The 14554-nt window shown below is 63.3% G+C and carries 13 protein-coding genes; 7 read left to right on the top strand and 6 right to left on the bottom strand.

The features are described from left to right. The first annotated feature begins 101 nt into the window (after nt 1–101). The 5 genes from IPV69_RS09085 to IPV69_RS09065 all read left to right on the top strand — a co-directional run bounded on the left by IPV69_RS09085 (nt 102) and on the right by IPV69_RS09065 (nt 4927). Nucleotides 102–1445 carry a TolB family protein gene (locus IPV69_RS09085; RefSeq protein WP_206294784.1) on the top strand — a complete coding sequence of 448 codons (1344 nt, stop codon included), beginning with the start codon at nt 102–104 and terminating at the stop codon, nt 1443–1445. Between the two features lie 121 nt (nt 1446–1566). Beyond that, the gene (locus tag IPV69_RS09080; RefSeq protein ID WP_206294783.1) at nt 1567–2424 is read left to right on the top strand and encodes a hypothetical protein; all 858 of its coding nucleotides are present in this window, start codon (nt 1567–1569) and stop codon (nt 2422–2424) included. A gap of 104 nt (nt 2425–2528) precedes the next feature. Then, on the top strand, nt 2529–2786 hold the full coding sequence (locus tag IPV69_RS09075; RefSeq protein ID WP_206294782.1) for a hypothetical protein: 258 nt from the start codon (nt 2529–2531) through the stop codon (nt 2784–2786). Between the two features lie 217 nt (nt 2787–3003). Further along, nucleotides 3004–4176 carry a tyrosine recombinase XerC gene (gene xerC, locus IPV69_RS09070; RefSeq protein ID WP_206294781.1) on the top strand — a complete coding sequence of 391 codons (1173 nt, stop codon included), beginning with the start codon at nt 3004–3006 and terminating at the stop codon, nt 4174–4176. A gap of 262 nt (nt 4177–4438) precedes the next feature. After that, nucleotides 4439–4927, top strand: coding sequence for an anthrone oxygenase family protein (locus IPV69_RS09065; protein WP_206294780.1), 489 nt, complete (start codon nt 4439–4441; stop codon nt 4925–4927). A gap of 21 nt (nt 4928–4948) precedes the next feature. Here IPV69_RS09065 and IPV69_RS09060 read toward each other — a convergent pair whose 3' ends face one another. Then, the gene (locus tag IPV69_RS09060) at nt 4949–5263 is read right to left on the bottom strand and encodes a DUF3303 domain-containing protein (protein WP_206294779.1); all 315 of its coding nucleotides are present in this window, start codon (nt 5261–5263) and stop codon (nt 4949–4951) included. A gap of 235 nt (nt 5264–5498) precedes the next feature. On the opposite strand from IPV69_RS09060, the gene IPV69_RS09055 reads away from it, so the two are divergent. Both IPV69_RS09055 and IPV69_RS09050 read left to right on the top strand, forming a co-directional pair. Then, entirely contained in the window at nt 5499–5849 is a 351-nt protein-coding gene (locus tag IPV69_RS09055; RefSeq protein WP_206294778.1) for a zinc ribbon domain-containing protein YjdM, read from the top strand. A 135-nt stretch (nt 5850–5984) separates the two neighbouring features. After that, nucleotides 5985–6251: a hypothetical protein gene (locus IPV69_RS09050; RefSeq protein ID WP_206294777.1), complete on the top strand. Its 267-nt coding sequence runs from the start codon at nt 5985–5987 to the stop codon at nt 6249–6251. A gap of 114 nt (nt 6252–6365) precedes the next feature. Here the strand turns inward: IPV69_RS09050 and IPV69_RS09045 are convergent, their stop codons facing one another. The 5 genes from IPV69_RS09045 to IPV69_RS09025 form a co-directional block, all read right to left on the bottom strand. Beyond that, nucleotides 6366–7709: a hypothetical protein gene (locus tag IPV69_RS09045; protein ID WP_206294776.1), complete on the bottom strand. Its 1344-nt coding sequence runs from the start codon at nt 7707–7709 to the stop codon at nt 6366–6368. Between the two features lie 279 nt (nt 7710–7988). Next, nucleotides 7989–8909 (bottom strand): alpha/beta hydrolase, encoded by a 921-nt coding sequence (locus IPV69_RS09040; protein ID WP_206294775.1) that lies wholly within the window; start codon nt 8907–8909, stop codon nt 7989–7991. Nucleotides 8910–9051: 142 nt separating this feature from the next. Then, nucleotides 9052–9537 carry a VOC family protein gene (locus IPV69_RS09035; protein ID WP_206294774.1) on the bottom strand — a complete coding sequence of 162 codons (486 nt, stop codon included), beginning with the start codon at nt 9535–9537 and terminating at the stop codon, nt 9052–9054. Nucleotides 9538–9741: 204 nt separating this feature from the next. Then, the gene (locus IPV69_RS09030) at nt 9742–10761 is read right to left on the bottom strand and encodes an HD domain-containing phosphohydrolase (RefSeq protein ID WP_206294773.1); all 1020 of its coding nucleotides are present in this window, start codon (nt 10759–10761) and stop codon (nt 9742–9744) included. After that, entirely contained in the window at nt 10758–14480 is a 3723-nt protein-coding gene (locus IPV69_RS09025; protein WP_206294771.1) for a hybrid sensor histidine kinase/response regulator, read from the bottom strand. The genes IPV69_RS09030 and IPV69_RS09025 overlap by 4 nt, the downstream gene beginning before the upstream one ends. Nucleotides 14481–14554: the final 74 nt, after the last annotated feature.

Here is a 14554-nt window from a genome sequence, read left to right as displayed (position 1 = left end):
TGCAAGGCCGAGGATCGGCCGATAAGCAGTGGCAGAGGGACACCCGGCGGCGGAGCTCGCAGGTGCGTCCGATGGGCCGAAGGCCCGAGAGCCAATCGCACATGCCCCCGAGCCGACCGGCACATTCCGCTGTCACCACCGCGCCGTCGCGAAACCGCGCCCTCGCGCGATGTGCTCTCGCCGCCGCGATGCTGATCACCGGTTGCAGCTCCGCGCCCAAGGAAGTCCGCCATACCGTCAACGGCGTTCAGTACGAGAACGGCCGGCCGGTGATCGATCCGGGCAAGCGGGGCGCGAAAGAAACCAAGCTCGTCGTCGCCGATCCCTGGGGTCCGCCGCAGGCAGGCGTGCCGGGATTGGGCGAGGTGAAGTCAGTGCCGGTCAATGTGTTCGGCGAAATGGGCGGACCGCGCCCGCTCAGCCGCGTTGTCGGCGACGCCGGCTTCCAGCAGCACACGTTCACCGACGAGGGCTCCGATTCGGAAGTGTCGGTCGACCCGAGCGGCAAATGGCTGCTGTTCAGCAGCACACGGCACAACGAGCACACCGATATCTACATGCAGCGCGTCGACGGGACCGCCGTCACGCAGCTCACCAACGACGCCGCCGACGACGCATTCCCCAGCTTCAGCCCCGACGGCCGAAAGATCTGCTTCTCCAGCACGCGGGCGGGTGTGTGGCAGATCTACACGATGGACACCGACGGCCGGAATGTCGTCCAGGTGACCAACGGCAACATGCAGTGCGTGCAGCCGTCGTTCAGCCCCGACGGCACGCGAATCGTCTACAGCGCCATCGGTAGCCGCAGTGCCCAGTGGGAACTGTGGGTCGCCGACCTGCGCTCCGGCGAAAAGCGAATGATCGGCTACGGCATTTTCCCGCGGTGGTGCCCGGACAAGAAGGTGGACCGGATCGCCTTCCAGAAGAGCCGGCAGCGCGGCACCCGCTGGTTCAGCATCTGGACGCTCGATCTGATTGAAGGCGAAGGTCGGCGGATGACGGAAGTCGTCTCGAGCCCCAATGCCGCCGTCGTCACGCCCTGCTGGAGCCCGGACGGGCAGAAGCTGGCGTTCGCGACGATCGTCGAACCGGCGAGAGTCGGAACGGAAACCGATCAAAAGAAGCTCGCGATGGCCAAGCAGTACGGCCAGCAGGACGTCTGGACGGTGGATGCCGACGGCGGCAACCGCCAGCGCCTGACCGACGGCAACGGCACGAACCTGTCGCCGTTCTGGGGCGCGGACAATCGAGTCTATTTCGTCAGTGATCGCGGCGGGGCTGAGTGCGTCTGGTCGGTTCGCGCCGACCCGAGACGGGCCTTCGAACTGGCCGGTCATGACCGTGCGCCCGAACCCGTCAAGCCGGGTGGTCCGGCCGCAACGGGTGCGAACCCCGACCCGTTCCAAAACGGTGCGCCGGGAAGTCGCAGCGATATTCGTGAGTAGTGAGTAGTTGCATTGTGGCATGGGCAGGTACTCATGCCCGTGCTTGCGATGCCTCGGAGAAGACACGGGCATGAGTACATGCCCATGCCACAAGACAAAACTGCTTCAAGGACGAAGCGATATGCGATTGATGCGGAGCATCTTTAGACTCGGATTGGGCGTCATCGCCATTGCGGCGATGGGTATGGGTTGCTCGAGCAAGCCCAAGCCCTATGGCTCGGAAGTCGTCTCGATTTTGCCGGGAGCGCAGCCGCAGGTCTGGGCGATCGCCCCGGCGATCAACCTGAGCGGGCAGCGTGAGGTCGATCCGCTGCTGCAATCCGACATCCTGTACCACAAGCTGCAGGAGGTGCGCGGGCTGACGGTGATACCGGTGGATCGAACGATCCAGGTCTACGCCGCATTACGCATCGAGCAGGTGCAGTCGGCAACGCAGGCGGCGATCGTTTGCGAGGCCTTGGGTTGCGACGCGCTGGTTGTACCGACTGTTACAGCGTACGACCCCTACGATCCGCCCAAGTGGGGCGGGAGCCTGCAAATGTTCCGCTCGGCGCGGATGGGAGGCATCCCGGCGGTCGATGTCCGAGAGATGACCCGCCAGGCCGCACCTGACCCGACCCTGATGCCCGCCGGGCCGACTCAGAACGACTTCGTCCAGGCGATAGGCATGTTCGACGCCGCCAACGGCACGGTGCGTGAAGCACTGTCCGGGTATGCCAGGGGCCGGCACGATCCTGTCAGCCCGATGGGCGATCGCGAGTATTTCGTCAACATGGACCGATATGTGGGATTTGCCTACCACACGCTGATTGGCGACCTGCTTCGAGCCGAGGCGCGGCGTCTGGGCGCGGCGGCACGACCGCCGGCGGTTGCCTCGGCCGGTACGAACTCCGCAGGCCCCGTATTGCTGCAGGAACTGAAGCGCCCTGAAGGTGCAAATCGGGCCGGCAGCGATCCGGAAAAAGTCACAACGCGTTGAAGGCAAAGGGAATGATGTGGTTCGGCCGATGAAGGGATAACGAGGCGGACGCCAGACGTGAGTTGTGGAGTCCGCCGTCTCAAGTCTGAGATTCAAGAGTCACCATGCCCGACCCAGTCACCCAGCCCTCTTCCAACACCCAAGAGCCGGTCTTTAAGACGCTCAGTCTCGTCAAGGGGCAGCACCGGTTCTGCTTTCGGTATGAGGTGGGAGACGAGCCCAGGGTGCTCGACGCGCTGGTCGAAATGGTTCATCGCCGCGAGATGCCGTTCGACTGGTTTGACGCCGCCGTGCTGTCTCATCAGCTCGGCCAGCATTTGGCGAAAGAATTGATGACGTATTTGCCGAAGAAAGCAGCATAACTCGGTTTATCGCTTCCGTTTGTCCGCGGCCATGCCGACGGCAGGCGGGATGAAAGACAGCAGATCGGATCTCGGGTCAGTTCGTAACGACCCACGTGGAACGAGGATCGTCCCACGCCCTTGCGCCCCCGGACGGTTCGGCGAATGCAAAGCCGAGTCGATGTGCCGGCGGCGGCTCACATCGGTCAGAGGATGTCCTCGTGCCACGCCGGTACCTATGAATAGCGCCACCGTTTTTCCAACTCATCCAACCCCGATTCCCGATTCAAGGACGATCGGATCGATCGGCGCACTGCCGTCGGTCGCCTCGTCTGCTCCGGGGCTCAAGCACACCGGCGCAAAGGCCGCGGCTCCTCAGGAGAAGGAGTTCACTCCGCTGGTCCGCCAGTTCCTGGACTACCTCAAGCTTGAACGCCACTTCAGCGATTACACGGTCAAGAGCTACGGCGCTGACCTTCAGCAGTTCGGTCAGTATCTCGCCGGCGAGATCGGTGCGGGCGTGGGCAATGTCGCTCCGGCGCAGAAGATGACCGCAGCGCAGGTGGACGAGCGGAAGGTCAAGTGCGAGCCGACGACGGTTCGCGAGTTCCTGACCTACCTCTACGCCCAGAACTACACCAAGAGCACGACGGCACGGAAGCTGGCGACGCTCCGGAGCTTTTACAAGTTCCTCATCCGCCGGGGCATGGTCGGTGCCAGCCCGCTGGTAACGATCCGCACGCCCAAGCAGGACAAGCGCCTGCCCAAGTGCCTGGACCTGGAACAGGTGCAGAAGCTGCTCGATGCCCCCGGCGACGGCGACATCCTCGCCGGCCGCGACCGGGCGATGCTCGAAATCCTCTACTCCTCCGGTATCCGCGTCAGCGAACTGGTCGAGCTGGAGATGCAGGACCTGGACCTGGTTGAAGGCGTGCTGCGGGTTCGTGGCAAGGGCCGCAAGGACCGCCTGACCCCGATCGGCAGCCAGGCGATCAAGGCGTTGCAGAAGTACTTTGAAATGCGGTCGATGGAGCCGCGCTGCAATGGCCCGTATGCCGCCCGTGTGTTCCTGAACAAGCACGGCGAACCGCTGAGCACCCGCTCGGTCCGCCGCAAGCTCGACAAGTATCTCGTGCAGGCCGGCCTCGATCCCGGCATCAGCCCGCACACCCTGCGGCACAGCTTCGCGACGCACCTGCTCAACAACGGTGCCGATCTGCGAAGCGTGCAGGAACTGCTCGGGCATCAGAGTCTGAGCACCACGCAGGTCTACACGCACCTGACGACCGCCCGGATGAAGGACGCGTACAACTCGGCCCACCCGCGGGCGAATTCCGACACGATCCCGCACCCGGCGGCCCAGCAGACCAACTCGGGAGGGCAGCGCCCTTTCTACCCTAAGGCGATCTAGCCCGGCCCCGTCGTCGCCACGAATTGCCTGCATCAACAACGAGCCCACCCGCAAGGGTGGGCTTGTTGCGTTGACGGATAGCCGCGGTACCTGAGTTTCCGCGTGCGTTTGGGTGGCATGAGCAAGGGTACTCGCTTGCCCGTGGTGGACGCCACATGACGTTCGACACGGGCAACGGAGTACCGTTGCCCATGCCACCCTGCAACGACACTTTCGCCGGCCGTTGGTCCTCGCGCGCCGTCATGCCTAACCTCACGTAGACATGCTCCCCAACCACCCCTGGTTCTTTCTGCTGACGCTTGCCGCCGCGGTCGGTTCCGGCCTGGTCGCCGGCGTATTCTTCGCGTTCTCGACCTTCGTCATGAAGGCACTCGCCCGCCTGTCGCCGGCCGAGGGCATCCGGGCGATGCAGCAGATCAACATTGTCGTCTTGAATCCTGCGTTCCTCGGCGTCTTCATGGGCACGGTCGTCGTCGCCGCGGGGGTTGTTGTCGCTGCCGTGTGGCACTGGCAATCCCCGGCATCTCTGTACATCATCGCCGGCAGCCTGCTGTATATCGTCGGGACATTCGGCGTCACCATCGCGGGCAACGTGCCGCTGAACGACGCGCTGGCGAAGGTGAACCCGGACGACGCCGAAGGCCAGCGTATCTGGTCCGACTACCTCCGGCGGTGGACGTGGTGGAATCATGTGCGAACCGCCGCCGCGGCTTCGGCGATGATGCTTCTGGTCGTGGGGATTGCCGCCTGACGGCCGTCAGCCGTCCCGCCTTCACTTGCCTTTAAGCCCGTCCCGCCAGGCGATCACTTCGAGTTCGCCGCGAACCGCTTCCTCGACCGGGATCACCGGATGCACCTCAAAAACGAACGAGGGCAGCATCGAGCAGAACTTGTGAATCGTCACCGGATCGTCGCACTCCATGAGCATGTGCCCGCCCCATTCGCCGACGCGGATCACAAAGAACTCGATCTTGAAGTTGGCCGGTGCTTTCCACTGCCCGAAGACTTCAAGAATTCGCTTCTGAGCGTTCTCGTACTCGATCGGCGAACCCTGCGGACGCTCGAACCAACTGATGATGTATTTCATGGGGACTTTCGAAGGGCCGCGTGCCTCCCTCGGAACGGTCGCCGTCCGATCGGACAGACGCAAACACATTCGGTGTTTTGGATCACAGGCCCGCGTCGGTAAAGTTAGCAGAAACGAAGCACCGTCGCCCCCGAGGGAAACCCTCGTGCCCGGTTGCCGTCGACCGCCTGTAGAATCACGCTTGCAATATGGCCGCAAGTTTGGACGGCCCGTCCTGCGAACCCTCGGAGAACCCATGAGCGACCTGCCTCCCTGTCCCCAGTGCAAGTCGGAGTACACCTACATCGAATCGACGCTCTACATCTGCCCCGAGTGCGCCCACGAATGGAGCCGTACCGAGTCGGCCGATGCCGCTTCGACCGAGCAAACCCGCGTCTGGCGCGACGCCAACGGCAACGAACTTCAGAACGGCGACAGCGTCACCGTCATCAAAGACCTTAAGGTCAAGGGTGGCGGTTCGAACGTGGTGAAGGCCGGGACGAAAGTCAGGAATATCCGCCTGATTGACGGGGACCACGACATCGATTGCAAGATCGACGGCATCGGAGCGATGCAGTTGAAGACGCAGTTTGTGAGGAAATCGTAGGTCGATCTTCACGACGATCGACATCGAAAGGGCTCACCTGCTATCCGCAGGTGGAACAACATGGACCGGCGCACCGCATTCGGGACAGCGGTCTTCCGATGCGCGCAGGTCATAGTCGCATTCGATGCACTTCCAATGCCGACCATCACGAAGTTCGGCGGCGACCCTCATCTCCACGCGTCGGCGAACTCGTCGATGCACAAGATGGTTGAAGATCGGACCGGGGATGTTTCCGAGAAACATGAACATTCGCGCGTGAGGATTGAAGTACGAAAGTGCTCCGAAGAAGGCGATCAATCCAAGAACAGCGACCCATCCAAGGATGAGCCAATGCCTGGACGCGGCACGCTCCTCTCGCTCGCATGCTTTAAGGCGCTTCATCCCTTCTTTGGGATCAAATGATGCAAGCGCCGGAAAGTAAGCAAGTCGGCCGTACCGGGCCCAGTTCGAGATTTTTCGAAAAACTGACATATCGAACTGCCCGGTTGATGCGACCGATTTCAGGCAGGCTTCAGATCAAGGCACAGGAGCCGCCATACTCGCCGGCGAAACCAATCCCACCCCGTTCACACTTCGAACGGCGTACTGATGCTTCTTGCCCGCCACGGCGGTCGTGTCCTTGAACGCCATCGGCGGCATCGCGACGATCGGGGTATCGCCACCCGTTAAACCCTGGAACAACAGCGTTCCGATCTTGCCGATGGGCTTGGGCGGCAGGCGGGCGATCTCTTTGCCGTCGCGCTCGATGATGAATCCGCCCAGCCCGCTCTCCAGATCGGCGACGGCGGACCAGGTCAGCTCGCCCGCGGGGCTAACGCGCACGTTCGTCGGCGCGGGCGGCGGCGTGGTGTCGCTCGGACGGCCGGTCTGGTTGTACGAACTCCAAGCCCTGGCGAATGCCGCATCGGGAAGCCAGTGGGCGGCGCTCTTGTCGCCCGTGAACACGCCCGCGGGCTTTGCTTCGTTCGAATCCGGCGCGGCCAGCCAGGCGAGCTTCATGTCGATCGGCTTGAGCTTCTGCGACGCGCCGCCGGCGTCTGGAAGTCGCTGGGCCAGGCAGGCGTCGAAGAATGCGATCGCGAGATAGCGCGAATCGCCGCACTCATGACCGCTGAGCGGATCGGACGCCAGCCCACCGGGCGCACCGTGTTCGCGCCACGCCTTGAGCATCGCCCGGTCGCCGAGGCGTGGCGGGCCGTGGACCTTGTCCTGCGCTTCCTTCACACCGCCGATGAACATGAACGGCACCTCGTACACCGGCGGCGTGAGGGTTGGTTTGGGGATTTCGCCGCGTTCCCAGATCGCGTACGCCGACCCCGAGCGGAAGAAGATCGCCGCGATGCGCTCCGGATGCAGCGTAAGCATGATGCTCGACCAGAATCCGCCGCCGGAATGCCCCCACAAACACCACGGAACGGTTGTCAGTTCGGGGTGCTTGGATTCGGCGGCGAAATGTGCGAGCGCTTTCTGAAACGCCGCGTCCGAGCCGTTGCGCGGATCGCACCAGTTGCGGCAGTCCTTGTCGGTGGTTTGAAAGTAGGCCGGGCCGAGGAGGGCACAGTCCCACTTGCGAGCGAGCGCCTGCCAGTGCAGGTCGTAGGCCGCGGTCTGCCCGGACAGACCAGAGCTTTTGCCGCAGCCGTGCTGATGAACGATGACGCCGCGCAGGGTCTTCACGCCGTCGGGGATCCAGAGGGTGTAAGTGACCGGCATCGCCAATTCGCCGGGTTTGTCCGAGGCCTCGTACCGGACGGCGTAGTAGGGGGGCGCGACGGGAGGCGCATCGGCGGCAATCGCCGACGAGGCGGACGCGACGAGAACGAGAATGCCAATCAGGAATGAAGGTCTAAGGTTTCGCATGAAGTCACCGTCTCCGTCGTGCTCGGTCCTGGAAGTAGTTTGCGATATGGTGCCACGGGTCGCCGGTACTCCGGAGACCCGTGCCGACCGCCTGTCCACGCACGGGTCTGCGGAGTACCGCCGACCCGTGGCACCAACCGTTCAGACCGGGTGGCATGGGCAACGGTACTCCGTTGCCCGTGTCGAACGTCAGACGGCGATCCCCACGGGCAAGCGAGTACGCTTGCCCATGCCACCCAGAATCAAGCCGGGACAACACATACCCGCGGACGGTTACCTTCACTTCCCCGCCTTCAAATACTTATCAAAGAACCCCAGCACAATCGGTCGCAGATCCTTCTGCTTCGGCTGCAGATGAAACGTGTGCGGCGCGCCTTCGACGATGACCAACTCATGTTCCACGCCCGCCTTGGCCAGTGCGGCGGCGAAGAGCTTGGACTGTTCCAGCGGCACGGTCATGTCGGCCGTGCCGTGCATGATGAGGATGGGCGGATCGTTCTTATCCAAGTGGCTCACCGGCGACGCGTTCTTGTAGAGCTCTGGCGCCTCGGCGAGCTTCTTGCCGAACATCCTGATCTCCGGGCGGTCGGTCAGGTCGGCCGGGCCGTAGAGATCGACGGCGCACTTCACTTTGCACGAGAGGTCGCCGTACGGCTCGGCGGGGTCGAGGCCGTCGCCGGGGCCGGTGACGGCGACCATCGCCGCCAGGTGCCCGCCGGCTGATCCGCCGATCACGCCGATGCGGTCGGGGTCGATCTGCAGCTTCTCGGCGTTCTTGCGCAGCCAGCGCACGGCAGTCTTGCAGTCGTGCAGGTTCTGCGGCCAGGTGACCTTACCGTTGGTGGCCAGGATGTAATCGATGCTCATGCCGACGTAGCCGTGCAGGGCGAGCGTGGTGCCGATGTTGATCTCGCGCGCCGCCCGCTTTTCGCCGCCCGACCATCCGCCGCCATGAATAATCAGGACGGCCGGCGACCGCACGTCGCGAGCCCGGTTCTGGGGCAGGTAGAGGTCGGCCTTTTCCGATCGGCCCTCCGGCAGGTAGGCGACGTCGGGCTGAAACTCGACGCCCTTAGGCATGGCCGGGACCGTCGCCGGCCGAGCCGAAGCCAGCGGTTTGGCCGGTGCGGATTGTGCCATCGATACGGCCGAGGTCGATGTGAGCAATAGGAGGCCTGCAAAAGCGAGTTTCATATGCATGATGGTTGTCCGGTTCGTAACGTTGGGTCTGCTTTGTCGGAAGTGTTCACCCGGCCGGTCGCGTCCGCCAAGGCGGACCCTACTTGCGCTGCGATCACCAGCTACCCAAGGGACTCGCGACTCGGCGTACAGATTGCCGCCCTCATCCCCGAACCGCCGCTTCGATCGCGGCGACGTCGATCTTTTTCATGGTCATCATCGCCTGGAACGCCCGCTGGGCGACGGCGGGGTCGGGGCTGGTGAAGGCTTTTGTGAGCGCGACCGGGGTGATCTGCCAGGACAGGCCCCACTTGTCCTTGCACCAGCCACACTCGCTCTCCTGGCCGCCGTTGTTGACGATCGCGTTCCAATAGCGATCGGTTTCGGCCTGGTCGGCGGTCGCGACTTGGAACGAGAACGCCTCGGTTTGCTTGAACGCGGGCCCACCATTGAGGCCGAGACAGGGGATGCCCATCACGGTGAACTGGACAGTCAATACGTCCCCTTTCTTGCCCGATGGAAAGTCGCTGGGGGCGCGGTGGACCGCACTGACGGATGAATCGGGAAAGACGCTGGCGTAGAACCGCGCCGCCTCCTCGGCGTCGCGGTTGTACCACAGGCAGATTGTGTTCTTTGCGGGGGTTCCCATGTCAGATCTCCATCCAAAAGAGCCGTCCGGACCCTGAGCCGAAGCACTCAGGTGGTTGAAAGAAGTGACGCGACCGAGGAGGGCCATGCGGCAACGGGCGGCAATGCCCCGCCCCTCAGCGCCCGGACGCACCGCCGACAGTGTAAATGACCCCGGCGACGCGCGGTAGATGGAGATTGCCAGTGATGGCGTGAAATTGTCGGCTCAGGCCGCCGCTGCGACGTCGTGGTCGCGGTACTTCTCGGCGATTCGGACGAAGGAGGATTCGCAGGCGACGAACGCATCCACCACCGCCGGGTCGAAATGGATACCCGAGTCCTTGAGAATGATCGCCTTGGCGACGCTGTGCGAATAGGCGCCCTTGTAAACGCGCTTGCTGGTCAGCGCGTCGTAGACGTCGGCCAGCGCGACGACCCGGCCGCACAGTGGGATCGCTTCTCCCTTGAGGCCGTTCGGGTAGCCGGTTCCGTCCCACCGTTCGTGGTGCGTCAGCGCGATGTCGAGCGCCATCCTCAGAAAGCTTGCCTCGGGGTGCTCCTTGAGAGCAGCCTCGAGCGTGCGCGCACCCAGGAGGGTGTGCGATTTCATGATTTCGAACTCTTCGTCGCTGAGGCGACCCGGCTTCAACAGTACGTGGTCGGGAATGCCTACTTTGCCGATGTCATGAAGCGGGCTGGTCTGGTAGATCAGCTGCGTGTAGTTCGCCGTACCTTCGATCACATGTTTGGACGTCCGCGTCAGGTATTCCGCAAGCACCCGGCTGTAGCTCCGGACACGCTCGAGGTGGGCACCCGTTTCCGGGTCACGTGATTCGGCGAGCTTCGCGAGTGCGAAGATCGTCACATCCTGCGTCTGGAACGACAAGATACGCTCGGCAATGCGGATGCGGGCGGCGAGTTGGTCGGGGTCGACCGGCTTGGTGATAAAGTCGTCGGCACCGGCATTCAACCCGGCGACCGAGTCGCCGTTCTTGTTCCGCCCTGTGAGGAGAATCGTGTAGACGTATCCGCCGAAGTCCGCCGCCCGGATGGCCTCGCAAAGCTGCGGGCCGCTGAGGTTGGGCATCTCCCAATCGGAGATGACGATCCGATGGTTGCCGCTGGCCAGGATGTCCAGGGCCTGACGACCGTCGGAAACGGTGTCCACCTCGTACCCCCGGCGGCGGAGCATGGCCGCAACCAGTTCGAGCGTGATGTCGTCGTCGTCTGCTACCAGAACTTTCACAGTTTCCCCTTCGAGGTGGATACGCCTGCTGCGTCACCGCAATCAGCCATGCGACTGGCGTTGCACGATTCGGAAAGGCTCATCAGCGCCGTCCGGCACTGTTCAATCTGCTGGCCCAGCTGCCGGACAACGTCCTCCGCCGAGGTCAGTTCAGCCGAGCGGCCAAGCTCTTCGAGTTCCTCGGCGAGTTTCGCGACCCTTCCGGCCGAGAGGTTCGCTGCCGTTCCCTTGAGCGCATGGGCCAGGCGCGTGGTTCCCTCGGCGTCGCCGGAACGGAAACGGGCTTCCAGATCGACCCAGATCTGCCCGCTCTTGGCGTGGAACTTCTGCGCCAGTCGTCCCATCATGTTCTTGTCGCCGTCGCACCGAGCCAGGAGATCGTGGTAGTCGATCACACCGGCGACGGTGGCTTCGACGTCCGCTTTCACTGGGTCCGCCGACGTCGCGGCGGCTGTCGCGATCGGGTTTGCACGGGCGGCCGGAGCGGTCTGCCCGGCGGTCATCTCGACAGGACCGGCCGGCTCGGTCGATGCGATGCTTCGCAACAGTTTCACCGGGTCGAGTGGCTTGGTCAGGTAATCGTCCATCCCGGCGGCAAGACATCGTTCACGATCTCCCTTCACCGCGTTGGCGGTCAGGGCAATGATTCGCGCCCGAACGCCATTGGGCCGCTGAGTTCGCTCGAACTCCCGGATTGCTGCGGTTGCCTCGAAGCCGCTCAGTTCCGGCATCTGGCAATCCATCAGGATCAGGTCGTACTCCTTCGCCGTAGCGGCGGCGACCGCTTCGCGACCGTTCGACGCAATGTCACACGTGTAACCGTCACGGGCGATCGTCTCGACGACCACGAACTGGTTCACTTCCATGTCCTCGGCGAGCAGGATGCGCATCGCGCTGCGGTCCTGCGCCGGTGCCGTGGCACCGGTCGGAGGAACGGCCGCCGGCAGATCCGCCGGGCGGGCCAGGGCTTTCATTACCGCGTCCAGCAGATCCGATTGCCGAACGGGTTTGGTCAGGAACTGTCCCAGCTTGCTTTCCTCGGCAGCGCCGGAGGCCTCTACGCCGCTCATCAGGACCAGTGGCAGCATTGCGAGTTCCCTATTGCCACGGACGGCCCGGGCCAAGGCAAAGCCGTCCATGACGGGCATGTTCAGGTCCACGATCGCCAGATCGAACGGCGTGCCGCGCCGCGCGCTTTCGGCGAGCATATCGAGCGCGATCCGCGGGTCGGTCGCGTAGTGGGCATCCAAGCCCCACGTTCGCAGTTGCTCGTGGAGGACCTGGCATTGCGTGAGGTTGTCGTCCACCACCAACACACGCCGGCCAGCCAGGGAGAATGCCGCAACATTCACCGCCGCCTTTTGCCGCAGCGACAACGCCACTGTGAACCAGAAGGTGGAACCCTTGCCAGGGGTACTTTCGACCCCAATCCGGCCTCCCATCAATTCAACAAGTTGCTTCGAGATCGCCAGTCCAAGCCCGGTCCCGCCGTGCTGACGCGTGATCGAGCTATCCACCTGCGAAAAGCTCTTGAAAAGCCGGTGCAGACGTTCGGCGGGAATGCCCGGCCCGGTGTCGGTGATGGCGAACCTTAGCATTACCCTGTTGTTGTCTTCGAGACAGGCGGTTTCATCCTTGTCCACCGTCACCCGCACCACGACCTCGCCGCTCGCCGTGAACTTGATGGCATTGTTCACGATGTTCATGAGGACCTGGCGGAGGCGGTCGTCATCGCCCCGGACGTTCGACGGGACGCCCTGGTCGATCCGGTATGCCAGCTCGAGCCCCTTTGTCGCGGCCTTTTGGGCCAGAACGACGACGACTTCCTCCACGGCCGACGGAAGTTCAAAGTCGCGCTCGCACAGCTCCAGCTTGCCGGCTTCAATCTTCGAGAAGTCCAGGACCTGGTTGATGATCGCGAGCAGTCCGTCGGATGACGACTGGATGATGCTCGCGTAGCGGGCCTGTTGCGGTGTCAGCGGGGTGTGGGAAAGCAGGTCGGCCATGCCGATCACGCCGTTCAACGGCGTGCGGATTTCATGGCTCATGGTCGCCAGGAAGTCGCTCTTGGCGGTGCTGGCCGCTTCGGCGGCGGCACGGGCGTCTTCGGCGGCTGCTCGCGCCGCTTCGATGCTCTCCTTGGCCAGTCGTTCGTCGGCCTCGGCCCGCTTGCGCTGGGTGATGTCCTCGACAGTTCCCTCGTAGTAGACCGTCTGCCCGAACTCGTCGCGAACCGTCTGAGCATTCTCACTGATCCAGCGGATTCCATCGGGCGTGCGAATCTCCGACTGAAAGTCCGATACATGGCCGCGATCGGCCATCAACTGTTCGAATAGCAGCCGGGTATCAGGATCGACATAGCACCGGCGATTGGTTTCGGCGTCGTTGGCGAGCATCTGCTCCGGCGAATCGAAGCCGAAGATGCACGCCATCGCCGGGTTCGCGCTGCGGTACCTCCCGTCCGGCGAGGTTTGAAAGATTCCCATCACCGCGTTTTCAAAGATCTTTCTGTACTTCTCTTCCGTTCTGACCAGCGCGGCGTCGGCGGTGACGACGCGCTCTTCGAGCTTGGCACGGGCCTGTGTCAGCTCCTGGTTCATCGCCTGGAGCTGCTCTGCCTGCTTCTTGAGGGGGCGGCTGATGCTTCGCGTGATAAAGGTCACGAGCACGCTCGCCGCCAGCAACGCGCAGGCGGCAACGCCGAGGCTGCGAGTCCGGCGATTCACGTAGTAATCGATCCGGCTCTGCAGCATTCCGTTGAGCTCTTCATCGGCGACAGACCAGAGCTGATACGAAGCCTGTCGGGCCTGTTCGCCGGCGGCGAGGTATTCGTTGAGCGTCGGCCGCACGTTCCCGTCCCCGTGCAGTTGCGCGGTCAGGTCGTTAAAGCGGGTGGCGGCGTTCGTGTACGCCTGCAACGCAGGCGGAATCCGGGCATGGAGGGTGGGATGTACCCGCGATTGTGGATTGTCGCTGGTCAACGCGGTTTGGATGCTGCCGGTGATGCGATCCAGATCATCGATTTTGAGAAAGGCCAGATCGATCGCCAATGCCACCTTGCAGCGGGCGATGTCTTCATTGGTTCTGGCACGGAAGAGATCTTCGCCGTCGGCCATGACGCGATGGAGCCGATCCTGCGTTTGTGGGATCGCCATCAGCGTGACGTCCATCATGTAGTAGCTGTCGAGATCGGGATCAAGGATGAGGTTCGACATGTCGCCGGCATGGGCGATCATGCCTCGAAGGTGATCGATCAACCGCAGGTAGTGCTGGTCGCGAGCGGCCGCCGTGATCTCATCTCGGGCCGTAGCGGATTTCAGGCTCTCCCACTCGGCCCGGACGCTGGTCGCATCGCAGCCGAGCCGCTGATGTTTCGAGAGCGATTCGCGATTGAAATCGAGCGTCTGCCCCAGCCGGGCATCGACTTCGGCCAGGACTGCGAACGCCTCGTCGATCTCGCTCGCCCGTGCCCGCATGCGTGCCTCGGCGGCCTCGTCGGGCGACCGCCGGGCGTCGAGCCGTTGCTGGGGGACGAGATCCAGCAGGCGCTCGACGGGGCGCTGGAATTCGTTGCCCACTTTTTCAAGTTTGGCGAACTCAATGTTTTCGTTGATGCTCGTGATGAACAGGTAGAGCATCAGCGAGTCAGGGACCACGAAGATAAAACTGATCAGGGCCAGTTTGTGCGCGACTTTGAGGCTGTGAAACCAACCCAGCATCGTTAGACCCCACTGTTGAAGCGACCGTTCTGAAAAGACGGTTGGACATAGTTGGATCGGTGTGGGACGTCGGT

Source organism: Humisphaera borealis (genome assembly GCF_015169395.1).
Classification (GTDB): Bacteria; Planctomycetota; Phycisphaerae; order Tepidisphaerales; family Tepidisphaeraceae; genus Humisphaera; species Humisphaera borealis.
Note: the sequence above shows the minus strand (reverse complement) of the source record. Positions and strands in the feature narration are given on the sequence as shown.